The 19850-nt window shown below is 40.5% G+C and carries 21 protein-coding genes and 1 tRNA gene; 10 read left to right on the top strand and 12 right to left on the bottom strand.

What is annotated here, in order from left to right:
* Window positions 1-409 precede the first annotated feature (409 nt).
* Window positions 410-1345, bottom strand: coding sequence for a malate dehydrogenase (gene mdh, locus BKK47_RS09420; RefSeq protein WP_077494599.1), 936 nt, complete (start codon window positions 1343-1345; stop codon window positions 410-412).
* A 208-nt stretch (window positions 1346-1553) separates the two neighbouring features.
* Here mdh and argR point away from each other — a divergent pair, with 208 nt between their 5' ends.
* Together argR and BKK47_RS09430 are read left to right on the top strand one after the other, a co-directional pair.
* Window positions 1554-2006, top strand: coding sequence for a transcriptional regulator ArgR (gene argR, locus BKK47_RS09425; RefSeq protein ID WP_077494600.1), 453 nt, complete (start codon window positions 1554-1556; stop codon window positions 2004-2006).
* The gene (locus BKK47_RS09430; protein WP_077494601.1) at window positions 2006-2902 is read left to right on the top strand and encodes a TIGR01777 family oxidoreductase; all 897 of its coding nucleotides are present in this window, start codon (window positions 2006-2008) and stop codon (window positions 2900-2902) included. Before argR ends, BKK47_RS09430 begins: the two co-directional genes overlap by 1 nt.
* 52 nt (window positions 2903-2954) lie before the next feature.
* Here the strand turns inward: BKK47_RS09430 and BKK47_RS09435 are convergent, their stop codons facing one another.
* A complete protein-coding gene (locus tag BKK47_RS09435; RefSeq protein ID WP_077494602.1) occupies window positions 2955-3620 on the bottom strand; it encodes a Bax inhibitor-1/YccA family membrane protein in 666 nt (221 codons plus the stop codon).
* 201 nt (window positions 3621-3821) lie between these two features.
* Between BKK47_RS09435 and BKK47_RS09440 the strand changes: the two genes are divergently transcribed.
* Window positions 3822-3911 (top strand) — tRNA-Ser (locus tag BKK47_RS09440).
* Between the two features lie 54 nt (window positions 3912-3965).
* On the opposite strand, the gene BKK47_RS09445 is transcribed toward BKK47_RS09440, so the two are convergent.
* The gene (locus BKK47_RS09445; protein WP_143529615.1) at window positions 3966-4652 is read right to left on the bottom strand and encodes a hypothetical protein; all 687 of its coding nucleotides are present in this window, start codon (window positions 4650-4652) and stop codon (window positions 3966-3968) included.
* An 8-nt stretch (window positions 4653-4660) separates the two neighbouring features.
* Window positions 4661-6088 carry a basic amino acid/polyamine antiporter gene (locus BKK47_RS09450; protein WP_077494603.1) on the bottom strand — a complete coding sequence of 476 codons (1428 nt, stop codon included), beginning with the start codon at window positions 6086-6088 and terminating at the stop codon, window positions 4661-4663.
* Window positions 6089-6185: 97 nt separating this feature from the next.
* Here BKK47_RS09450 and yfaE point away from each other — a divergent pair, with 97 nt between their 5' ends.
* Window positions 6186-6434: a class I ribonucleotide reductase maintenance protein YfaE gene (yfaE, locus tag BKK47_RS09455; RefSeq protein ID WP_077494622.1), complete on the top strand. Its 249-nt coding sequence runs from the start codon at window positions 6186-6188 to the stop codon at window positions 6432-6434.
* Here the strand turns inward: yfaE and dapB are convergent.
* From dapB to BKK47_RS09490, 7 genes are all read right to left on the bottom strand, one after another.
* Window positions 6429-7241: a 4-hydroxy-tetrahydrodipicolinate reductase gene (gene dapB / locus BKK47_RS09460; RefSeq protein ID WP_077494604.1), complete on the bottom strand. Its 813-nt coding sequence runs from the start codon at window positions 7239-7241 to the stop codon at window positions 6429-6431. The two genes, yfaE and dapB, sit on opposite strands and share 6 nt — an antisense overlap.
* A 15-nt stretch (window positions 7242-7256) precedes the next feature.
* On the bottom strand, window positions 7257-7886 hold the full coding sequence (locus BKK47_RS09465) for a homoserine/threonine efflux transporter (protein ID WP_077494605.1): 630 nt from the start codon (window positions 7884-7886) through the stop codon (window positions 7257-7259).
* A gap of 3 nt (window positions 7887-7889) precedes the next feature.
* Window positions 7890-8378, bottom strand: coding sequence for a phosphatidylglycerophosphatase A family protein (locus tag BKK47_RS09470; protein WP_077494606.1), 489 nt, complete (start codon window positions 8376-8378; stop codon window positions 7890-7892).
* Window positions 8379-8380: 2 nt separating this feature from the next.
* Window positions 8381-9379: a thiamine-phosphate kinase gene (gene thiL / locus BKK47_RS09475; RefSeq protein WP_077494607.1), complete on the bottom strand. Its 999-nt coding sequence runs from the start codon at window positions 9377-9379 to the stop codon at window positions 8381-8383.
* Between the two features lie 66 nt (window positions 9380-9445).
* Entirely contained in the window at window positions 9446-9880 is a 435-nt protein-coding gene (gene nusB, locus BKK47_RS09480; protein ID WP_077494608.1) for a transcription antitermination factor NusB, read from the bottom strand.
* 3 nt (window positions 9881-9883) lie between these two features.
* Window positions 9884-10357 (bottom strand): 6,7-dimethyl-8-ribityllumazine synthase, encoded by a 474-nt coding sequence (gene ribH / locus BKK47_RS09485; RefSeq protein ID WP_077494609.1) that lies wholly within the window; start codon window positions 10355-10357, stop codon window positions 9884-9886.
* A 120-nt stretch (window positions 10358-10477) separates the two neighbouring features.
* The gene (locus tag BKK47_RS09490; protein ID WP_077494623.1) at window positions 10478-10918 is read right to left on the bottom strand and encodes a YcgN family cysteine cluster protein; all 441 of its coding nucleotides are present in this window, start codon (window positions 10916-10918) and stop codon (window positions 10478-10480) included.
* Between the two features lie 264 nt (window positions 10919-11182).
* On the opposite strand from BKK47_RS09490, the gene pxpB reads away from it, so the two are divergent.
* Genes pxpB through BKK47_RS09510 form a run of 4 tightly spaced genes read left to right on the top strand, consistent with a single transcriptional unit; the run spans window position 11183 to window position 14710 of the window.
* Window positions 11183-11833, top strand: a complete 651-nt coding sequence (gene pxpB / locus BKK47_RS09495; RefSeq protein ID WP_077494610.1) for a 5-oxoprolinase subunit PxpB — start codon at window positions 11183-11185, stop codon at window positions 11831-11833.
* Entirely contained in the window at window positions 11830-12762 is a 933-nt protein-coding gene (locus BKK47_RS09500; protein WP_077494611.1) for a 5-oxoprolinase subunit C family protein, read from the top strand. The genes pxpB and BKK47_RS09500 overlap by 4 nt, the downstream gene beginning before the upstream one ends.
* Window positions 12749-13501, top strand: coding sequence for a 5-oxoprolinase subunit PxpA (gene pxpA / locus BKK47_RS09505; RefSeq protein ID WP_077494612.1), 753 nt, complete (start codon window positions 12749-12751; stop codon window positions 13499-13501). The genes BKK47_RS09500 and pxpA overlap by 14 nt, the downstream gene beginning before the upstream one ends.
* A gap of 21 nt (window positions 13502-13522) precedes the next feature.
* A complete protein-coding gene (locus BKK47_RS09510) occupies window positions 13523-14710 on the top strand; it encodes an NRAMP family divalent metal transporter (RefSeq protein WP_077494613.1) in 1188 nt (395 codons plus the stop codon).
* Window positions 14711-14799: 89 nt separating this feature from the next.
* Here the strand turns inward: BKK47_RS09510 and glnS are convergent, their stop codons facing one another.
* Complete coding sequence (glnS, locus tag BKK47_RS09515) at window positions 14800-16473, bottom strand: glutamine--tRNA ligase (protein ID WP_077494614.1); 1674 nt, start codon at window positions 16471-16473, stop codon at window positions 14800-14802.
* Window positions 16474-16720: 247 nt separating this feature from the next.
* Here glnS and BKK47_RS09520 point away from each other — a divergent pair, with 247 nt between their 5' ends.
* Together BKK47_RS09520 and BKK47_RS09525 are read left to right on the top strand one after the other, a co-directional pair.
* On the top strand, window positions 16721-17896 hold the full coding sequence (locus BKK47_RS09520; RefSeq protein ID WP_077494615.1) for an efflux RND transporter periplasmic adaptor subunit: 1176 nt from the start codon (window positions 16721-16723) through the stop codon (window positions 17894-17896).
* A gap of 17 nt (window positions 17897-17913) precedes the next feature.
* Window positions 17914-19845: a MacB family efflux pump subunit gene (locus tag BKK47_RS09525; RefSeq protein WP_077494616.1), complete on the top strand. Its 1932-nt coding sequence runs from the start codon at window positions 17914-17916 to the stop codon at window positions 19843-19845.
* Window positions 19846-19850 lie beyond the last annotated feature (5 nt).

Genomic DNA, 19850 nt, shown 5'->3' on the forward strand with positions numbered 1-19850 from the left:
TTTTTTAAAAGTAGTCACCGTACTTTCATTTGCAAATGCAGCACCGGAAACAGCCATAGTAAGTGCGGTCAAAGTTAATAAAGATTTTAAAGATTTCATAAAAAACTCCTATAAATAATGATTTTGTCAAGAGACGATACATAAGATTCTAATTTAGAAAATTAGTTCAATTCTATTGTATTTATAATAAAAAAAAGTGCCTCAAAAGAGGCACTACTCGGAAAGCAAAATAGATGTCGGCTATTTAGGATAGCACTTGTTTTTAGTGGGGCTAGGTTACTCTTATCAAAATAGTTATGCAAATACCTGTTTTCAAATTTGTGAACTAAGTCACGGTTTTTCTTAATTTTTTTATTTTTTATAAAAAAAGCGTCTATTATTTAGACGCCTTTTCTCTAAAAATTTAGAATTAACCGGTAATAAATTTTTCGCCTAATTCAATATCTGCACGCAATGTCGGTAACATCGCTTCCAGTGCATTTTGTTCAAATTCACTTAATAAACCAATTGGCAGGATTTCTTCTACACCTTCTTTTCCTAAATGAACAGGCTGAGCAAAGAAACGCGCATATTTCCCATCGCCTTCTACATAAGTGCATTCAACAACCGTTTCACCTTTTAGACCTTTTATTAAAGAACGAGCAAAACGAGCAGCAGCTTGTGCCATAGAAAGTGTTGCAGATCCACCACCGGCTTTAGCTTCGACAACTTCGGTACCGGCGTTTTGGATACGTTTTGTTAATGGTGCGATTTCCTCAGTCGTAAATTCTGTATAAGGAACTTGAGAAAGTAATGGAAGAATGGTAACGCCGGAATGCCCCCCAATAACAGGTACTGTCGTACGAGAAACATTTAAGTTTTTCAATTCTGCTACAAAGGTTTCTGAACGAAGAACATCCAAGGTTGTTACGCCGAATAACTTGCGTTTGTCATAAACACCGGCTTTCTTCAATACCTCTGCCGCAATTGCCACTGTAGTATTTACCGGATTGGTAATGATACCGACGCAAGCTTTTGGACAAACCGCTGCAACTTTTTCAATTAAACTGCGAACAATACCGGCATTAATATTGAAAAGATCAGCACGATCCATCCCCGGTTTACGAGCTACCCCCGCAGAAATCAATACTACATCCGCCCCCTCAAGTGCCGGGCTTGGGTCTTCACCGGAAAATCCTTTTACTTTTACTGCGGTTGGAATATGGCTTACATCGGCAGCCACACCCGGTGTGATCGGCGCAATGTCATAAAGAGACAATTCTGTTCCTGCCGGTAATTGTAATTTTAATAATAATGCTAATGCCTGACCGATACCGCCGGCTGCGCCTAATACTGCAACTTTCATGTGTACTCCTTATTAAGTAGATTAACTAACTCCATAAATTTTAAAAGGTAAACTGATAAATTACAAATACAGAAATTCAATAATGAGATCTAGCTCAAATTTCTCAATAAAACTTGTTACTTTTTTTACTCAAATTTGCATTTTAGTTGCATATTTTGAATTTTTATGCAACGCTTATGCAAATTAATTCCACTATACAATGAACAAAATGGATAATTTAACAAAAGCATTTAAAGAATTGTTGGCCCAAGAACATTTCTCCTCTCAAAGTGAGATTGTTGAAGCATTAAAAAATCAAGGTTTTCCGAGTATAAATCAATCAAAAGTTTCGCGTATGCTAAGCAAATTTGGTGCAGTGCGTGCACGTAACACCAAAATGGAAATGGTCTATTGCTTACCAAATGAATTAAGTGTACCGGCAACCAGTAGCCCATTACGAAACCTCGTATTAGATATTGATCACAATGAATTTTTAATCGTGATTAAAACAACTCCGGGTGCAGCACAATTAATCGCACGTCTGTTAGATTCCATTGGTAAATCAGAGGGGATTCTAGGAACAATTGCAGGCGATGATACAATTTTCGTGTCACCAACACGTACAACCTCAATTTCAACCCTTATTGAACACATTAAAAATTTATTTGAAAACTCACTTTAATGAATATTTTTATCACCGGTGGGACAGGATTGATTGGGAAAAAATTAATCTCTGCCCTTTTACAAGCTCAGCATCAAATTACGCTTTTAACTCGCAATGAAGAAAAAGCACGTTCTATTTTCCCTCAGAAAACATTGAAGTTTTTGACCGCACTTTCTACTCTGAACAATTTAGATGAGTTTGATGTAGTAATAAATCTTGCCGGTGAACCTATTTTTGCTAAACGCTGGACAGCCTCACAAAAAACGAAACTGTTTGATAGTAGGATAAACCTGACAAAGCAATTAGTCTCATTAATTAACGCGGGTGTAAATCCACCACGGCTAATTTCCGGTTCAGCAACCGGGATTTATGGTGATCAACCGACTCAAGCTCTTAATGAAACAAGCCCGATCAATCCTCATACTTTCACGGCAAAACTTTGCCACAGCTGGGAAAGTACAGCATTACAAGCCAAAACAAAGGTTTGTATTCTTCGCACCGGTATGGTGCTTTCACTAGATGGTGGGGCGTTAGAAAAAATGCTCCCGTTATATTATTGGAATTTAGCCGGTCCATTAAGCTCAGGAAAGCAATATTGGTCGTGGATCGCGTTGGAAGATATGGTAAGCGGAATTTTATTTTTACTTTCTCATACTGAATGTCAGGGGATTTACAATTTCGTTTCACCTCAACCAATCACTAATCAAGCGTTTAACCGGCAATTATCCCAAGTATTAAAACGCTGTGCACTTTTCCCTGTGCCCAAATTTGCTTTAAAACTCGTCTTAGGTGAGCGCGCCAATATGTTATTAGAAAGCCAATATGTTTTGCCAAAACGACTTATTGAAGTGGGTTTTACTTTTCAATACGAAAATTTAACCCAATATTTGACCGCACTTTTCCCACAGAAATGACATAAAAAACGCACCTTGATGATCACCAAGGTGCGTTTTATTTTCTTCAAATTTAGTCGTTACTACTTGAGAAAATTGAAAGCAATCTTAATAAACTTAAGAACAAGTTATAAATTGCTACATAAATACTCACTGTGGCACGAATATAGTTAGTTTCGCCACCATGAATAATATTACTGGTTTCATACAAAATTGTCATCGTTGAGAACACAACAAATAATGCGCTAATCGCAATGGCTAATGCCGACATTTGGAAGAAGAAACTTGCAACCATACCGAGTAAAAGCACAATGAAAAGGGCAAACATTGCGGTTGCAAGAAATGACATATCTTTTTTCGTCGTCAATACATAAGCCGAACAGGCAAAGAAAACAATCGCTGTACCGGCAAACGACAGCATGACTAAATCTTCCATACCATTTGTCACATACATATTAAGAATTGGTCCAATGGTATAACCCATAAAACCGGTAAAGGCAAATGCCGCGAAAATACCCGCAGGACGATCAGCTAAACGATGTGTAATGAAAAGTAAGCCGTAAAAGCCTACAAGTAAAACAATAATGTTTGGATAAGGCAAATTCATCGCCATAGAAATATAGGCGACTACTGCCGAAAATGCCATTGTTAGCCCAAGCAAAAAGTAAGTATTACGAAGCACTTTATGAGTGCTTAATAAGGATTCATTTCTTGAGTCAACAATAATGCGTGATTGCATAAAAGCTCCTTAATAACGTTAGTTAGCATCAAACCGTAAAGTAAGGGCGAGCGTATAAAAAGTCAATGGTTGAGCAAAAATTATTTTCCTATTTTGAGCAAAAAACACTCAAAGTGAATAAATAAACGTCGACTAAATAGATTTCACTCGTTTTTTATTTACATCAAGAAATTTTGAATTATACTACCCACCGTCAAGTACGGAGGAATGGTCGAGTGGTTGAAGGCACCGGTCTTGAAAACCGGCGAGGGTTTACGCCCTCCGTGAGTTCGAATCTCACTTCCTCCGCCATCAAATTAAAAAAATCAAAATCCCTTAGTTAAAAAGCTAAGGGATTTTTGTTTTTTACCAACAGAACCTTTCATTTACATGATTTTCTAACCGCTCTTTTTGCCACTTCGCTTTATGCTGTGGATTAGCAAAAAATTCATCCTGTGTCTTTAAACGAGCCTTTAATTTTTCTTCCGCCTCTTTTAAAGCAATTTGTCGATCTTGAAATTTGGTGGGTAATTCTTTCATAAAAATAATTTCATAAGGATGAGCGATTACCCAATCTACCGCCTCTTTTGCCAATTGACGTTGTTTATTTAAATCACAAAATGCATAAGGATTCACAAACTGCCCTACGACTTGGCTAAATCCGGTATTTTCCGCCACTGTCGCCTTTGGCAAATCCAATACATACAGTGCAGTAATTAAACGATTTTGTCCACGATAAAACCATTTCACCGCCTCATCACGTAATCCAAAATCATAAGCGCGGGCCGCCAAGGTAAACATTGTCATAGGCGAAATCCGTGCCGGATTTTCTTGCACAAATTTAACCGCACTTTGATACCCGTTTAAGCTATTTTCTCGCAACATTGGATCAAGCTGCTTATGTACAAATACATTCTCCGCTTTGCCTTTTTCTGCGGAATAATAAGGTTTTACATAAATATCAATGGATTTCACCGGTTCTCTGCTCACAGTGGTACAAGCTGTGGAGCAAAGTGCGGTAAATATCACAACAATTTTTACAGAAAATTTCACGCTTCCCCCTAAATAGAAAGCAAACCTTGAGACAGCTCCCAACACGCCATTAAAAATATAGCTGTTAATATTATTAATAACGCCCATTCTTTTTTAGTAAGACCGAACTTGCCGTTTTGCTGATGTTGGGAATATAAGTAAACCGTTACTCCGGGGACATATAACACAACGGATAAAAACAAATAATCCATACCGGCAGCATAAACAATCCACAAGCCATAAAGGGTTGCCATTAAACCGGTAAGCTGAATATACCATTTTGCCTTACGTTGTAGGGCTAATTTAAATAAATACGCACCAATAAGAATGTAAGGAACCAAAATCATCGAAGTGGCAAGAGAAATTAATTTTGTGTAACTTTGACTGGTAAATAACACCAAAATTAAACAAAGCTGAATGACAATATTAGTAAACCAAAGGGAATTAATGGGCGTGTTATTTTTATTAAGCTTACTCAACATACGTGGAAATGCTCCACTCTCTACTCCCCGATAAGGCACTTCGGTACAGTACATTGTCCAGCTGATATATGAACCGAGCACGGAAACAATTAAGCAGAAAGTAATGATAATTTTCCCCGTCTTTCCAATCATTGATTCTAAAATCGGCGCCATAGAGGGGTTTGACATGGTGCTAATGGTTTCACGTGGCAGCACACCAAGTGCCAATACGGTAATCGCCACATAAAGTATCAAGGTAATACAAATGCCAAGCACGGTTGCCGTCCCAATATCACGCTGCCTCCTTGCATGTCCTGATAAAATTGACGCCCCTTCCACTCCAACAAAGACCCAAAGAGTTATCAACATCGTATTTTTCACTTGCGTGATCAAATCCACTGATTGATTTTGATTTATCACAGTTTCACCGTCAAAATCAGTAAAAAACTGTGTTGGTGAAAAATAAAGTGCGGCTAAAATAATGAATAAAATTAATGGAAAAACTTTAACGATGGTTGCCAGCATATTCACAAATGCCGCTTCTCTGACACCACGGGCAATAAGCCAATGCACGAGCCAAACCACAAGTGAAGCACCTAAAATGGAATAGAAAGTACTGCCCGTACCAAAAATGACCTGCTCTTGCGTATCCACAAAAGTGCCGATGCCCTCAAAAGCCACTACGAGATAGCTCACACTGCCAATGCCGGAACAAAGCCAATATCCCCAACCGGAAAAAAAGCCGACTAACCCACCAAATCCCTCTTTGGCATAGGTATAGACTCCACCATTGAGCTCAGGACGAAGACGGGATAAAAAGAAAAAAGACAATCCCAGAAAAATAATCCCGACACCGGTGATCGCCCAACCAATCAATAACGCCTTCGCACCGGCTACTTCAGCCATATTTTGCGGTAAGCTAAAAATCCCCGAACCAATCATGGAACTGAGTACCAGTGCAGTTAACGCAAATAATCCTATTTTTTTATTGGACATACACACCACATTACAACCAAAAAGAGCGGTGAATTTTAACAGAGTTTTCGGTTTTTCCTATATAATTATGCAACAAATCAAATATTATATGCAAAATATGAAAATCCACTTAATTCGTAGCCAAACCACCCTTGAGTTCAATAATGAAACGAGCCTACTCGACCATCTCGAACATCATAATATTCACCACGAATACCAATGTCGTAGCGGTTATTGCGGTTCGTGTCGGGTGAAGATCAAAAAAGGCAAGGTGTCCTATCCGGAAACGCCCCTTGCCTTTGTTCAGCCTAATGAAATTTTATTATGCTGTTGTCGTGTGGAAACAGATCTTGAATTGGAATTATAGATTATTCAAATCCAATACGTCCGTCATATCAAACAAACCATAGGGTTTATTTTTCAGCCATTTTCCTGCCCGTACTGCACCGTTTGCAAAAGTCATTCGGCTTGAGGCTTTGTGGGAAATTTCCACCCGCTCGCCAATGTCCGCAAACCATACGGTATGCTCGCCCACTACATCAGAAGCACGGATTGTGGAAAAACCGATTTCGTCCCGTTTACGCTCGCCCGTAATGCCTTCACGGCAAAATACACCATGGGTTTTCAAATCACGCCCCAAGGTTTTCGCAATATGTTCCCCCATTGAAAGCGCTGTACCCGAAGGGGCATCCACTTTATGGCGATGGTGTGCTTCAATAATTTCAATATCGCAATAATCTCCCATCACTTTGGTCGCTTTTTCCAAAAGTTTGAACACCAAATTCACTCCAACACTGAAATTAGAGGCAAAAACAATGGCGATTTTTTCAGCGGCAGATTGAATGGCAGCTTTACCAGAGTCATCAAATCCTGTTGTACCAATCACCATTTTTTTATTATTTGCTACACAAAATGCGATGTGTTCAAGCGTACCTTCCGGACGAGTGAAATCAATCAATAAATCAAACTTGTCTTTTTGAGCGCCTAGATCCTCAGATACTGTAACGCCAAGATGCCCAATACCCGCAAGTTCCCCAGCATCCGCGCCTACTAATGATGAACCTTTACGTTCAAAAGCCGCCCCTAATTCAACGCCTTCCGCCGAATGAACCGCTTGAATTAATTGACGCCCCATTCTTCCACCGGCACCGACAATCGCAATCTTCAATGTCATAGTTACTTCCTTCTTTTAATGAATCATTTCCATGATGCCGCTGTAAATTAACACGCCACCAAAGAACAAAAATACCACGCCTGCCACGTTATCAATATAACGGCTATATCGGCTATAAAACTGTTTCGCAATACTACGCGAAAAAATAAAAGAAATCAGGTAAAAGTAAAAAAATGTCACTAACACAATTAAACCGAATGCCACCCCCATTTCCCATATTTCCGTCATTTTGGCTAACACAAAAGACATCACACTGGAAAAATAAACGACAGCTTTGGCATTGGATAAATTAACCAATAAACCTTTCAAAATTTCTTTTTTCGCGTTGGTTTGTTGATTTAACTCCTCGGCTGAAAGCGGTTTAAATTCGGCATTTTGTTTACTACGAACCAATAAAAAACCGAGATACGCCAAATAGCTTCCGCCCAATATCATTATCACACCGTGCAATGCCGGCATGGTGGCAAATAGTACCGTCAGTCCGAGCATTGAAACCGCCGCCCAAAATGCTACACCCAATGTAATACCAATAATGCCATAAACCGTGTTTCGACGAGAATTACTTGCAGCCATTCGGCTCACATAAAAGAAATCCGGCCCCGGTGTCATTAAACCAAATAAATGAACGATTAATAAATTTAGCACACTTTATCTCCAGATCTGAATCAAGAAAATCACCCCTACCGCATAAATCGCTGCGAATACATCATCCACCATAATACCAAAACCGCTTTCTAATTTTTTATCAAAAAATCGGATCGGGAAAGGTTTGAGAATATCAAAAAAGCGAAAAAGCCCAAATGCCGTTACGATCCACGGCAAAGATAAAGTCGGAATAGCGGCAAGCACAATAAATACGCCGACAAATTCATCCCATACAATCGCACCGTGATCGTGCACGCCCATATCATCTGCTGTTTTTTGGCATAAATAACAGCCTAAAACAAAACAAAGTGCGGTCAAAATTAAGAAAGTTTTTGTGCCTAAAAGTACGAGTAAAATCACGCCTAATAGGGTACCAAGAGCACTACCCCAAGTGCCCGGTGCGGGACGAAGTAAACCTGAACCCAAGCCCACGGCAAGCAAATGAATGGGATTTTTTAAAGAAATTCGTTTTAACGGATTATTTTCTATCATATTTATTCCTTGAAATGATCAAAGCCGATATTTGGTGAATATTCCATCGGCTGACCGTCACGCAAAAAACGGATGAAAAACTGACCGCACTTTTCTTTCTCAAATGCCGGAACAATCCTTCCAATACAGGTGCAAGGCACATCAAGATTTTTTAGTCGTGCCTCAAGTATGGTTTGATTTTCAGGTGGAAGGGTAAAACACAATTCATAGTCTTCCCCACCGCTTAGAGCAAATTGCTCTGCTTGCGTGCACTCATAAAGGTTTAATAAGGACGAGGAAAGCGGCAAGCTGGAAAGCTCAATTTCTGCCGCACATTGACTTCGTTTAAGAATATGCCCGAGATCGGAATTTAACCCATCAGAAAGATCAATGGCCGCATGAGCAATATCCACTAATGCTTGTCCAAGCGCGATTCGTGGCGTTGGGCGAAAATGGCGTTGCTGTAAAAATTCTTCGTCAAAAACCACCGCACGTTTGCCCGATAAAATTTGTTGCAAACCGGCAGCACTATCCCCCAAAGTGCCGGAAACATAAATCAAATCCCCCGCTTTTGCTTGATGTCGGCATAATGCTTTTCCTTTTTCCACAATGCCCTGTGCGGTAATGGTAACGGATAGCGTGCCTTTTGTCGTATCTCCGCCAATCAATGTGACGTTGTAGTTTTTTAATGTTTGTAACAAACTTTGACTGAACCGCTCAAGCCAACTTTCATCGACTTTTGGTAAGGTTAAGGCAAGGGAAATCCACTTGGGTTGTGCCCCCATTGAAGCTAAGTCACTTAAATTGGTCGCAACTGCTTTATAAGCCAAATCTTCCGGTGAAATGGAAGGCAGAAAATGGGTATGTTCCACCATGGTGTCGGTGGTAATGGCAAGCCAGCTATCATCCGGTACAGAAACTAACGCACAATCATCACCAATTGATAAAGAAACGGAATCATCCCCTTGAATTTGTGGCTGCTCAAAATAGCGTTTGATTAAATCAAATTCACCCATTGCCATTGGTTATCCTTACACAAAAATAAAAAAGCACGCGTAAACACGCGCGCCATTTCTACAACACTAAATTTATTTACGCCCTAATGCAGGGGCAATTTTGTCTAACACACCATTAATATATTTATGGCTATCGTCCGAACCGAACACTTTTGCCACTTCAATGGCTTCATTAATCACCACTTTATATGGCACATCAAGCTCAAAACGTAATTCATATACCGCTAAACGTAAAATAGCTTTTTCGACAGGATCAAGTTCCTCAAAGGCACGATCAATATAAGGCGTAATAGAAAAATCAACGGCTTCCATATTTTCCACAGCTTGACGGAATAGTTTACGAAAATAAGGTTTATCCACACCGTTCATATCTTGATCAAGCATAAAGGCGAGTTCCACCTGTTCCGCCGAATTGCCGGAAACAGCCCAAGAATACAAGGCTTGCACAGCACATTCACGAGCCCGACGACGGGCTGATGGTTTTTTCACTTGTTTTTGTTCTACCATTATTTATGCCGCATCAATTTGTTGAAGGAGATTGATCATTTCAAGTGCTGTTAAAGCGGCTTCCGATCCCTTATTGCCTGCTTTTGTGCCTGCACGTTCAATGGCTTGGTCAATATTTTCAGTGGTTAAGACACCAAATGCCACCGGAATTTCCGATTCCATCGCCACTTTACTTAAACCGCTACTTGCCTCACCCGCTACATATTCAAAATGTGCCGTACCACCACGGATAACCGTTCCCAATGCCACAATCGCATCAAACTTTTTGCTTTCCGCTAAACGACGAGCAACAAGTGGAAGCTCATAGGCACCCGGTGCGCGAACAAGAGTAATATTTTCGTCTTTTACTTGACCGATACGCTTTAACGTATCTACCGCACCTTCTAATAAACTTTCATTAATAAAACTATTAAAACGGGCAATGACCACTGCCACTTTTGCATTAGGTGCAGCAACGACGCCTTCTAAAACTTTCATATATTTTCCTATGTTATTCGTCCTAATAAATCGGTGGCAGATTCTAGCATAAAAATTACCGTCTATCAGCATTTATGTTGGGGCGGTGTAAAAGTAAGTGCGGTCATTTTTCTGTGAGTTTTATTCCTCATCAATGACAAATTCAAACCAATCAATGACTTCATTTTCATGCACACCATTAACAATGAAAATACCGGCATTTTTCACCGATTGTTCATCACCTGAAATTAACGGATGCCAGTCAGGCAAGGATTTACCTTCATAAAGAAGCCGATAAGCACAGGTGTCCGGCAACCAATGAAAATCGGGCAAATTCTTTTTAGTGAGTTTTGTGCAATCCTTTTCAATACTAAAACGTTCCGCATAATGACCGCACTTTCCGGTTTCTAGGTTCAACAAATTGCAGGCTATACGGGTGTAATAAAGTTTCTGCCGTTTCCCACGCCCTTGAATATACTTGCGATAACAGCATTTTCCACAACTATCACACAACGCCTCCCATTCAGAATCAGTCATTTCAAGAAGGGATTTGGTTTGCCAAAAATTAGGAGATAAATTCATCATTTTAATACTTTCAAACATAAAAAATCTAACGTCATTCATCAAGAACCATTCTATTATATTCAATGATTTTGATAGAACAATGTTACCATCATCCCCCTAAAAACCTAAATATCCCGACCTTATTCCCACCAAATACAGTAAAAAACCTTGATATCGCTCACAATTTTGAAAATATTCCATCATTTTCATAAGCCTTTTTATTGACTAGACAAAAAAATAGGAGTAAAAATTTTTAACAAAAAAGCAACGTAAGGACAACATATGCTCACTATCCATCATACTAGCGAATATTCCTTGATTTGCTCACTTCCTCCCCCCGCAGAGTTATCAAAACAGCAGTCTCTTTGGCAATTAGCCGAACTGGCAAAAAATCTCTCAAACGTTGTTGAAAGTGTCGTAGGAATGAATAATCTCACGCTCTTTTATCATCTTCATACCGATCCCCTAGCACTTATCAATGAAGTACATCAACTTTGGGAAAATGTTCAAACACAGAAAACGCATTTTCAAGGAAAATTAGTTGAGATTCCCGTTCATTACGGTGGGGAATTTGGCGAAGATTTATATGATGTAGCGAAATTCCACCACACCACCGCACAAGAAATTATTCATCGTCACACCGCCCCTAATTACACGGTTTTTATGATGGGCTTCCAACCCGGTTTCCCTTATTTAGGCGGATTGCCAGAATCACTTCATACCCCACGCCGCGATGCACCAAGAACAAGAGTTCCTGCGGGTTCTGTCGGAATCGGAGGAAGCCAAACTGGAATTTATCCGTTTACTTCCCCCGGCGGATGGCAATTATTAGGTAAAACTGACATTCAACTTTTTGATGTAAATCAAAACCAGCCTGTTTTACTAAAAGCAGGCGATCAAGTCCGTTTTGTTGTGAAGGAGATGACTTTATGATCTATATTCAACACCTTCAAGCCTTTGCTCATCTACAAGACTTAGGTCGCTTTGGCTTGCGCAGCCTTGGAATTGGACATTCCGGTGCAATGGACAGTCTTGCCTTACAAGCAGGAAATTTATTGTTGCAAAATGCCAATGATTTGCCCGCACTTGAAATTGCCTTAGGAAGTCTAACAGTAACCTTTGATTGCAACACGCCGTTTTGCCTAACGGGCGCATTATGTGAGGCAGAACTCGATGGACTCCCTATTTTCCCTTACTGGCGTTATACGGCAAAAGCACGTCAAACCTTAAAAATCAAAAGAATTATCCAAGGAAATTATGTCTATCTTTGCGTTGCCGGAGGATTTAGTGTGCCGAAAGTATTAGGCTCTTGTAGCACTAACTTACAAGCAGGCTTTGGAGGATTTCAAGGGCGCTTACTCAAATCAGGTGATCATCTTGCAACTGGACGAAGAGACACCGAAATGAGTCCATTGGGTATTGAACCTATTCCCTTTGCAAGAAAAATCTATGCCACTGCATCATCAGAATATGAAGCATTTAGCCCAGAATCCCAAAGATTATTTTGGCAACAAAGCTGGACATCGCAACGAAATAGCAACCGCATAGGCTATCGCTTTTCCGGCTCTCAAAAATTAACACTCAATTCCCCTCTTGAAATGCTCTCTCATGCAGTTCCAATCGGCACAGTACAAGTTCCCCCGGATGGTCAGCCCATTGTATTAATGGCAGATTCGCAAACAACAGGGGGGTATCCTAAAATCGCCTGTATTATTCAAACGGATATTGGTAGATTGGCGCAAGTCCCTTTTGGAGAAAGGGTTTGTTTTGAACTGGTTAACCATCAACAAGCGAGAGAATTATACCAACGAGATCAAGATTATTTGACATACGTAAGGAGAAAAGCAAATGAAGTGCGTTGATTTAAATGTTGATTTGGCTGAAGGCTGTGCTAACGATGAAGCATTATTACAATTAGTCAGCTCAGCCAATATTGCCTGTGGCTTACACGCCGGAGATTACAACGAAATGCGTAAAGCTATTTTATGGGCGAAACAAAATAACGTCACGATTGGTGCCCATCCCGGCTATCCCGACCGAGAGAATTTCGGTCGCCTTAATATGGATTTAACCAATGAAGAACTCAAAGCCAGTTTGCTTTATCAGCTCGGTGCGATTAAAGCCTTATGTGAAGCAGAAGACGCCGTGTTAAGTTATGTTAAGCCTCATGGCGCGTTATATAACCAAGCAGCAAAAGATCCGGCTCTCGCTCGTTTAATCGTACAAACCATTAAAAAATTTAATCCCGATTTAGCCCTAATGGGGTTATCGGGAAGTGCTATGCTTCTCGCAGCCCAAGAAGAAGGGCTTAAAATCATTTCTGAAGTTTTTGCTGATCGGCATTATCTCAGTGATGGGTCATTGGTACCACGCAGCCGTGATGATGCGTTAGTCGAAAATGATCAAGAAGCCGTTGCGCAAGTGCTACAGATGGTACTGAAGGGAAGCGTTCCTTCTGTCGAGGGAATCAATGTTCCCATTCAAGCCGACAGTATTTGCTTACACGGTGATGGTAACCACGCCATTGAATTTGCGAAAAAAATTCGTGCCGCATTACAAGCCGAACAGATCACCATTTCTGCAAAATATTCATCATTTTAGTGACAAACTATAGAGGTCAATATGGCAAATAATAACCGCAATGCCTTACTCGGGGCAGCATTTTTAATGGCAACATCCGCCATTGGACCGGGATTTCTCACCCAAACCGCAACTTTTACTCAGTCTTTACTCGCTAATTTTGGCTTTGTGATTTTACTCTCTATTTTGCTTGATATAGGAGCTCAATTAAACATTTGGCGGATTATTGCCGTTTCAGAAAAAAAAGCCCAAGATATTGCAAATGTGATCCTCCCCGGCACAGGATATTTTCTCTCATTACTTATTGTTATGGGCGGGTTGGCCTTTAATATCGGGAATGTGGGCGGCGCAGGATTAGGCTTGAATATTCTCACAGGCGTATCACCTGAAATTGGGGCAATAATTAGCGGATCTATTGCCGTATATGTCTTCCTTGTAAAGGAAGCAGGTAAAACCATGGATCGTTTTGCTCAAATAATGGGATTCGTAATGATAGCCTTAACCATTTACGTTGCAGCCCAAACAAATCCGCCCATTGGTGAAGCCGTATTCAGAACATTCGTACCGGAGAAATTAGATGTGATCGCAATCGTTACCCTTGTGGGGGGAACTGTGGGCGGTTATATCACCTTTGCAGGAGCACATCGTTTATTAGATGCGGGCATCAAAGGCAAAACTTCTCTAAAAGAAGTCAGCAAAAGCTCCGTGTCAGCAATTTTAATTTCCTCCGTAATGAGGATTGTACTTTTTTTAGCCGTTTTAGGCGTAGTCTCACAAGGTATTACTCTCGATCCCAAAAACCCTGCCGCTACCCCATTTTCATACGCTGCCGGTAATATTGGATTAATGATTTTCGGTATTGTTATCTGGGCTGCGTCTATTACCTCGGTTATCGGTGCAGCTTATACTTCAGTTTCCTTTATTACCAGTTTTTCACCGAAAATAGAAAAACACAAAAATTGTTGGATAGTAGCTTTTATTGTTATCTCGACAGCCGTTCTTGCGACTATTGGACGTCCCGCCCAAGTATTGGTCTTTGTCGGAACATTAAATGGTTTAATTTTACCGATTTCTCTCAGTTTAATTTTGCTCGCAGCCTATAACACGAAAATTATTGGCGACTATAAACACCCGATGTGGATGACTATTTCAGGTGCTATTGTTGTGGTTTCCATGGCAATATTAAGCTTAATCACGCTTGTGAAATATGTTGGTAATTTATTGGCTTAGAACCTAATTAAACATTGCCTAAGAGCGATTAAAGAAAAAAGTGCGGTCAAAATCAGAATTGTTTTTGACCGCACTTACATTGATGAAAACTAAAAGCTTTCTTTTAGGCTGACAGTAAGATTAAACACCAAATGTTCAGAGTGACTGTCTTTACTGTCTGCACAAAAATAACCCTCACGTTCAAATTGATACCCCTTTTCCGCTTCCGCATTGCCAAGGCTTTGTTCTACAAAGCCGTGTTTTAGCACAAGGGAATTTGGATTAACGACCGAGCAAATATCTTCCTCAGCCCCCGGGTTGGCAACGGTAAAGAGTTTGTCGTAAAGACGAAATTCTGCAGGATGGTTATGCACAGCAGAAACCCAATGGATCACCCCTTTCACTTTACGGCCGTCCGCCGGATTTTTGCCTAATGTGTCGGGATCATAGGTACAAAAGACGGTGGTGATTTCACCATTTGCATCTTTTTCCACACGCTCTGCTTTGATCACATAAGCATTACGTAAACGCACTTCTTTGCCCAGCACGAGCCGTTTATATTGCTTGTTCGCTTCTTCACGGAAATCCGCACGATCAATATAAATTTCTTTGCTGAAAGGTAATTGACGCTCACCTAATTCCGGACGATTCGGGTGATTTGGTGCTATCAACATTTCTTCACCTTCAAAGTTTTCAATCACCACTTTTACCGGATCAATTACCGCCATTGCACGGCAAGCATTTTGGTTGAGATCATCACGAATACAGGCTTCTAATGCACTATATTCCACTACGTTATCTTGTTTGGTGACTCCAATACGGCGACAAAATTCACGAATTGATGCCGGCGTATAACCACGACGACGTAAACCAGAAATAGTCGGCATACGGGGATCATTCCAACCGTCCACAATGCCGTCTTCCAATAATTTCAATAACTTACGTTTAGAAGTTAGCGTACCTTCTAAATTTAAGCGTGAAAATTCATATTGGTGCGGTAATGGACGTTCAATCGAAATATTATCCAATACCCAGTCATATAAACGACGGTTATCTTGGAACTCTAATGTACATAACGAGTGTGTAATACGCTCAATCGCATCGGAGATACAATGAGTGAAATCGTACATCGGGTAGATACACCATTTATCACCGGTTTGATGGTGCTTGGCAAATTTAATCCGATAAAGTACCGGATCACGCATGACCATAAAAGGCGAAGCCATATCAATTTTTGCCCGTAAACTGGCTTTTCCTTCGGCAAACTCACCATTTTTCATTTTTTCAAATAAAGCCAAGTTTTCTTCTACACTGCGATCACGATAAGGACTGTTTTTACCCACCTCTGTTAAAGTGCCACGATATTCACGCATTTCTTCCGGCGAGAGTTCGTCCACATAAGCCAAACCTTTTTTGATTAATTCAATGGCATAATTATAGAGTGCATCAAAATAATCCGAGGCATAATGCACTTCACCCGCCCATTTGAAACCCAACCATTCCACATCTTCTTTGATGGAATCCACATATTCCACATCTTCTTTCAAAGGGTTGGTATCATCAAAGCGTAAATTACATAAACCATTGTAGTCTTTCGCAATGCCGAAATTTAGACAAATTGATTTTGCATGCCCAATATGTAAATAACCGTTGGGTTCAGGTGGAAAACGAGTATAAACCTCTTTGTGTTTACCCCTTGCTAGATCTTCATCAATAATTTGGGTAATAAAATTGTGCGGACGAATATTTTCCGCATTTTCTAAACCATGTTCTGTATTGCTCATAACCTTCTCAAATCAATAGAAAAAATAATCGTGCTATTCTATACGTTTTGCCGTCAAAAAGCGAGATATGAGGATAGCGCCCTTTCCATCCTAATTTTCAGCTAATTTTGCCATGTGAAAATTCACAACCGAAGTAAACCAATTAAAAAATGGTTTGTCTCATCTCCAAATTTTTCGTGCAAAACACGGAGTTTATCATTAAAATACGCAAACTGAACAAACGTTCATTAGTTGGAATTGAAGCTCAATGAAGAAAATTTTCGTTATACTCGGACTCTTAATTTTAGGCGGACTCGCCTATTACTTTTTTGTAAACAATCACAACCAGCAATCCACCTATCTGACCGAAAAAGTCACTCGTGGGAACATAGAAAAAAGCGTGGTCGCCTCCGGCACGATCAGTAGTATTAACGAGGTGGATGTGGGAGCACAGGTCTCCGGTAAAATCACTAAACTTGCTGTAACCCTTGGGCAGGAAGTAAAAAAAGGCGATTTGATCGCAGAGATCGATTCGACCACTCAAATTAATACGCTGAATACGAAAAAAGCTGCACTTGCCAGCTATCAGGCACAATTAAAAGCAAAAGAAACCGCACTTACCGTTGCACAATCCGCTTATTCCCGTTATTCAAAACTATACGGACAAAAAGCGGCGTCCCTTGATGATGTCAACAATGCTAAAAATACGTTTGATGCGGCAAAATCCGAAGTGGAAGCATTAAAAGAGTCCATTAAACAAGCAGAAATTGAAGTGGATACAGCGGAAACTAATGTGAGCTATACACAGATCACTTCACCTATTGATGGGACGATCATTTCTACACCGATTTCCGAAGGACAAACCGTCAATTCTGCACAAACCACCCCAACCATCGTCACGGTCGCTGATCTCAGTAGAATGTTGGTGAAACCTGAAATTTCAGAAGGCGACATTACCAAAGTCAAAGCCGGACAAAAGGTAAGTTTTACGATTTTGTCTGATCCCAACACCTATTACCATGGCGTGATTTCCTCTGTTGATCCGGCAACTACCACAAAAAGTGACAATACCTCCACGTCCTCAAGCAGTTCAAGTTCCTCAAGTACGACAACAGCGGTTTATTATTACGCCAATCTCATCGTCGATAATCCTGACCGCACTTTACGCATTGGTATGACAACAGAAAATAATATCAAAATTGCCGATGCACAAAATGTCTTATTAGTTTCCAATATGGCAGTTCAAAAAAAAGAAGGGAAAACCTTTGTTAAGGTACTAAATGAGAAAAATCAACCTGAAAGACGTGAAGTGGTAATCGGTGTACAAAATGATTTCCAAACAGAAATTAAATCCGGTGTAGCGGAAGGCGAAAATGTCATCGTGTCACAAGTGGCTGCCGGCGAACAAGTTGGCAATAGCAACCGTGGCCCGAGAATGTTCTAAAGTGCGGTAGAAATTCGATGAATATTATTGAAATTAATCAGCTCAACCGCTACTTTGGCGAAGGCGAAAATCGTGTCCATATTCTCAAAAATATTTCCCTTAATATTGAGAAAGGCGATTTTGTGGCGATTATCGGGCAATCCGGCTCGGGAAAATCCACACTAATGAATATCATTGGTTGCTTAGATACAGCAACCAATGGCTCTTATAAAATTGACGGTAAAGAAACCCACCAACTTTCGCCTGATCAACTTTCCGATTTACGAAGCCAAAAATTCGGTTTTATTTTTCAACGTTATAATTTACTTTCCAGCCTTACCGCCGCGGAAAATGTAGCTCTACCCGCCATTTATGCCGGTATCCCTCAAACTCAACGTCTTGAGCGGGCAAAACAATTACTCGAAAAATTGGGACTAGGCGATAAATGGCAAAATAAACCCAACCAACTTTCCGGCGGTCAGCAACAACGTGTGAGTATTGCCCGTGCCTTAATGAATGGCGGTGAAATTATTCTTGCCGATGAACCCACCGGTGCATTGGATTCCCACAGCGGTCAAAATGTGATGGAAATTCTGCGCCAACTCCACAAGGAAGGGCATACCATTATTATGGTCACCCACGACCGTGACATTGCCGCCAGTGCAAACCGAGTCATTGAAATTAAAGACGGCGAAATCATTGCAGATTCCCAAAAAGAACCGGTTAAAAGTGCAGTTGAAAATCAAGCAAAAATTAGACCGCACTTTGGCTTTAGCAAAGATCAACTCATTGAGGCCTTTCGGATGTCCGTCAGCGCCATTGTCGCCCATAAAATGCGTTCTTTACTCACCATGCTTGGGATCATTATTGGCATTACTTCCGTGGTTTCCGTTGTAGCACTAGGAAATGGTTCACAACAGAAAATTCTTGAAAATATCAAAGGTATCGGCACCAGCACGATGACTATTTTCAATGGCACAGGCTTTGGCGATCGCCGTGCCGAGCAAATGCAAAATCTTACCGTTCATGATGCCAATGCATTAAATCAACAAAGCTACATACAAAGTGTGACACCAAATAGTGCTTCCAGCGGCACATTGGTGTATGGCAATCAAACTTTCTCTTCCACAAGCCTGAAAGGTGTCGGTGAACAATATTTTGATGTAGAGGGGCTAACGCTAAAACAAGGTAGTTTATTTTCCACACAAGATATACAAGAAAATAATCAAGTCGCTCTCATTGATGAAAGTGCTAAAAAAGCCATTTTTCCAAACGAATCACCTCTTGGGAAAGTGGTGATGTTTGAAAAACGCCCATTGCGAATTATTGGTGTGGTATCAGACCGACAAATGGGCGGTGCAAGCAGTTCTTTGAATGTTTATGCACCTTACACCACAGTGATGAACCGCATTTCCGGCAGCAAAAAAATCAGCTCTATCACCGTGAAAATTGCCGATGATGTTAATTCCACCGTGGCGGAAAAAGGCATCACCGAATTACTCACCCTGCGCCATGGCAAGAAAGATTTTTTTGTGATGAATAGCGACACCATTAAACAAACCATTGAAAGCACTACCGGCACAATGAAACTCTTAATTTCTTCCATTGCCTTTATTTCTCTCATTGTAGGGGGGATTGGTGTGATGAATATTATGTTGGTCTCCGTCACGGAACGCACCAAAGAAATTGGTGTGCGAATGGCGATTGGCGCTCACCAAACTAATATTTTGCAGCAATTTTTAATTGAAGCCGTGCTCATTTGTTTAATTGGGGGTATCACCGGCATTTTGCTTTCCGGTTTAATCGGCTTGCTATTTAACCTATTTATGAAGGATTTCACTATGGCATTTTCTACTGTCTCTATTATCACAGCCGTGTTATTTTCAACGCTCATTGGTGTGGTATTTGGCTATATGCCGGCAAAACGGGCTGCACAATTGAACCCCATTACCGCCCTTGCCAGAGAATAGAAATA

Source organism: Rodentibacter mrazii (genome assembly GCF_001998825.1).
Classification (GTDB): Bacteria; Pseudomonadota; Gammaproteobacteria; order Enterobacterales; family Pasteurellaceae; genus Rodentibacter; species Rodentibacter mrazii.

Excerpts from the sequence above, each read along its gene's own strand:
- mdh (WP_077494599.1), bottom strand. The coding sequence starts at position 1,345 with ATGAAAGTTGCAGTATTAGGCGCAGCCGGCGGTATCGGTCAGGCATTA.
- argR (WP_077494600.1), top strand. The coding sequence starts at position 1,554 with ATGGATAATTTAACAAAAGCATTTAAAGAATTGTTGGCCCAAGAACAT.
- BKK47_RS09430 (WP_077494601.1), top strand. The coding sequence starts at position 2,006 with ATGAATATTTTTATCACCGGTGGGACAGGATTGATTGGGAAAAAATTA.
- BKK47_RS09435 (WP_077494602.1), bottom strand. The coding sequence starts at position 3,620 with ATGCAATCACGCATTATTGTTGACTCAAGAAATGAATCCTTATTAAGC.
- BKK47_RS09450 (WP_077494603.1), bottom strand. The coding sequence starts at position 6,088 with ATGTCCAATAAAAAAATAGGATTATTTGCGTTAACTGCACTGGTACTC.
- yfaE (WP_077494622.1), top strand. The coding sequence starts at position 6,186 with ATGAAAATCCACTTAATTCGTAGCCAAACCACCCTTGAGTTCAATAAT.
- dapB (WP_077494604.1), bottom strand. The coding sequence starts at position 7,241 with ATGACATTGAAGATTGCGATTGTCGGTGCCGGTGGAAGAATGGGGCGT.
- BKK47_RS09470 (WP_077494606.1), bottom strand. The coding sequence starts at position 8,378 with ATGATAGAAAATAATCCGTTAAAACGAATTTCTTTAAAAAATCCCATT.
- thiL (WP_077494607.1), bottom strand. The coding sequence starts at position 9,379 with ATGGCAATGGGTGAATTTGATTTAATCAAACGCTATTTTGAGCAGCCA.
- nusB (WP_077494608.1), bottom strand. The coding sequence starts at position 9,880 with ATGGTAGAACAAAAACAAGTGAAAAAACCATCAGCCCGTCGTCGGGCT.
- ribH (WP_077494609.1), bottom strand. The coding sequence starts at position 10,357 with ATGAAAGTTTTAGAAGGCGTCGTTGCTGCACCTAATGCAAAAGTGGCA.
- BKK47_RS09490 (WP_077494623.1), bottom strand. The coding sequence starts at position 10,918 with ATGAATTTATCTCCTAATTTTTGGCAAACCAAATCCCTTCTTGAAATG.
- pxpB (WP_077494610.1), top strand. The coding sequence starts at position 11,183 with ATGCTCACTATCCATCATACTAGCGAATATTCCTTGATTTGCTCACTT.
- BKK47_RS09500 (WP_077494611.1), top strand. The coding sequence starts at position 11,830 with ATGATCTATATTCAACACCTTCAAGCCTTTGCTCATCTACAAGACTTA.
- pxpA (WP_077494612.1), top strand. The coding sequence starts at position 12,749 with ATGAAGTGCGTTGATTTAAATGTTGATTTGGCTGAAGGCTGTGCTAAC.
- BKK47_RS09510 (WP_077494613.1), top strand. The coding sequence starts at position 13,523 with ATGGCAAATAATAACCGCAATGCCTTACTCGGGGCAGCATTTTTAATG.
- glnS (WP_077494614.1), bottom strand. The coding sequence starts at position 16,473 with ATGAGCAATACAGAACATGGTTTAGAAAATGCGGAAAATATTCGTCCG.
- BKK47_RS09520 (WP_077494615.1), top strand. The coding sequence starts at position 16,721 with ATGAAGAAAATTTTCGTTATACTCGGACTCTTAATTTTAGGCGGACTC.
- BKK47_RS09525 (WP_077494616.1), top strand. The coding sequence starts at position 17,914 with ATGAATATTATTGAAATTAATCAGCTCAACCGCTACTTTGGCGAAGGC.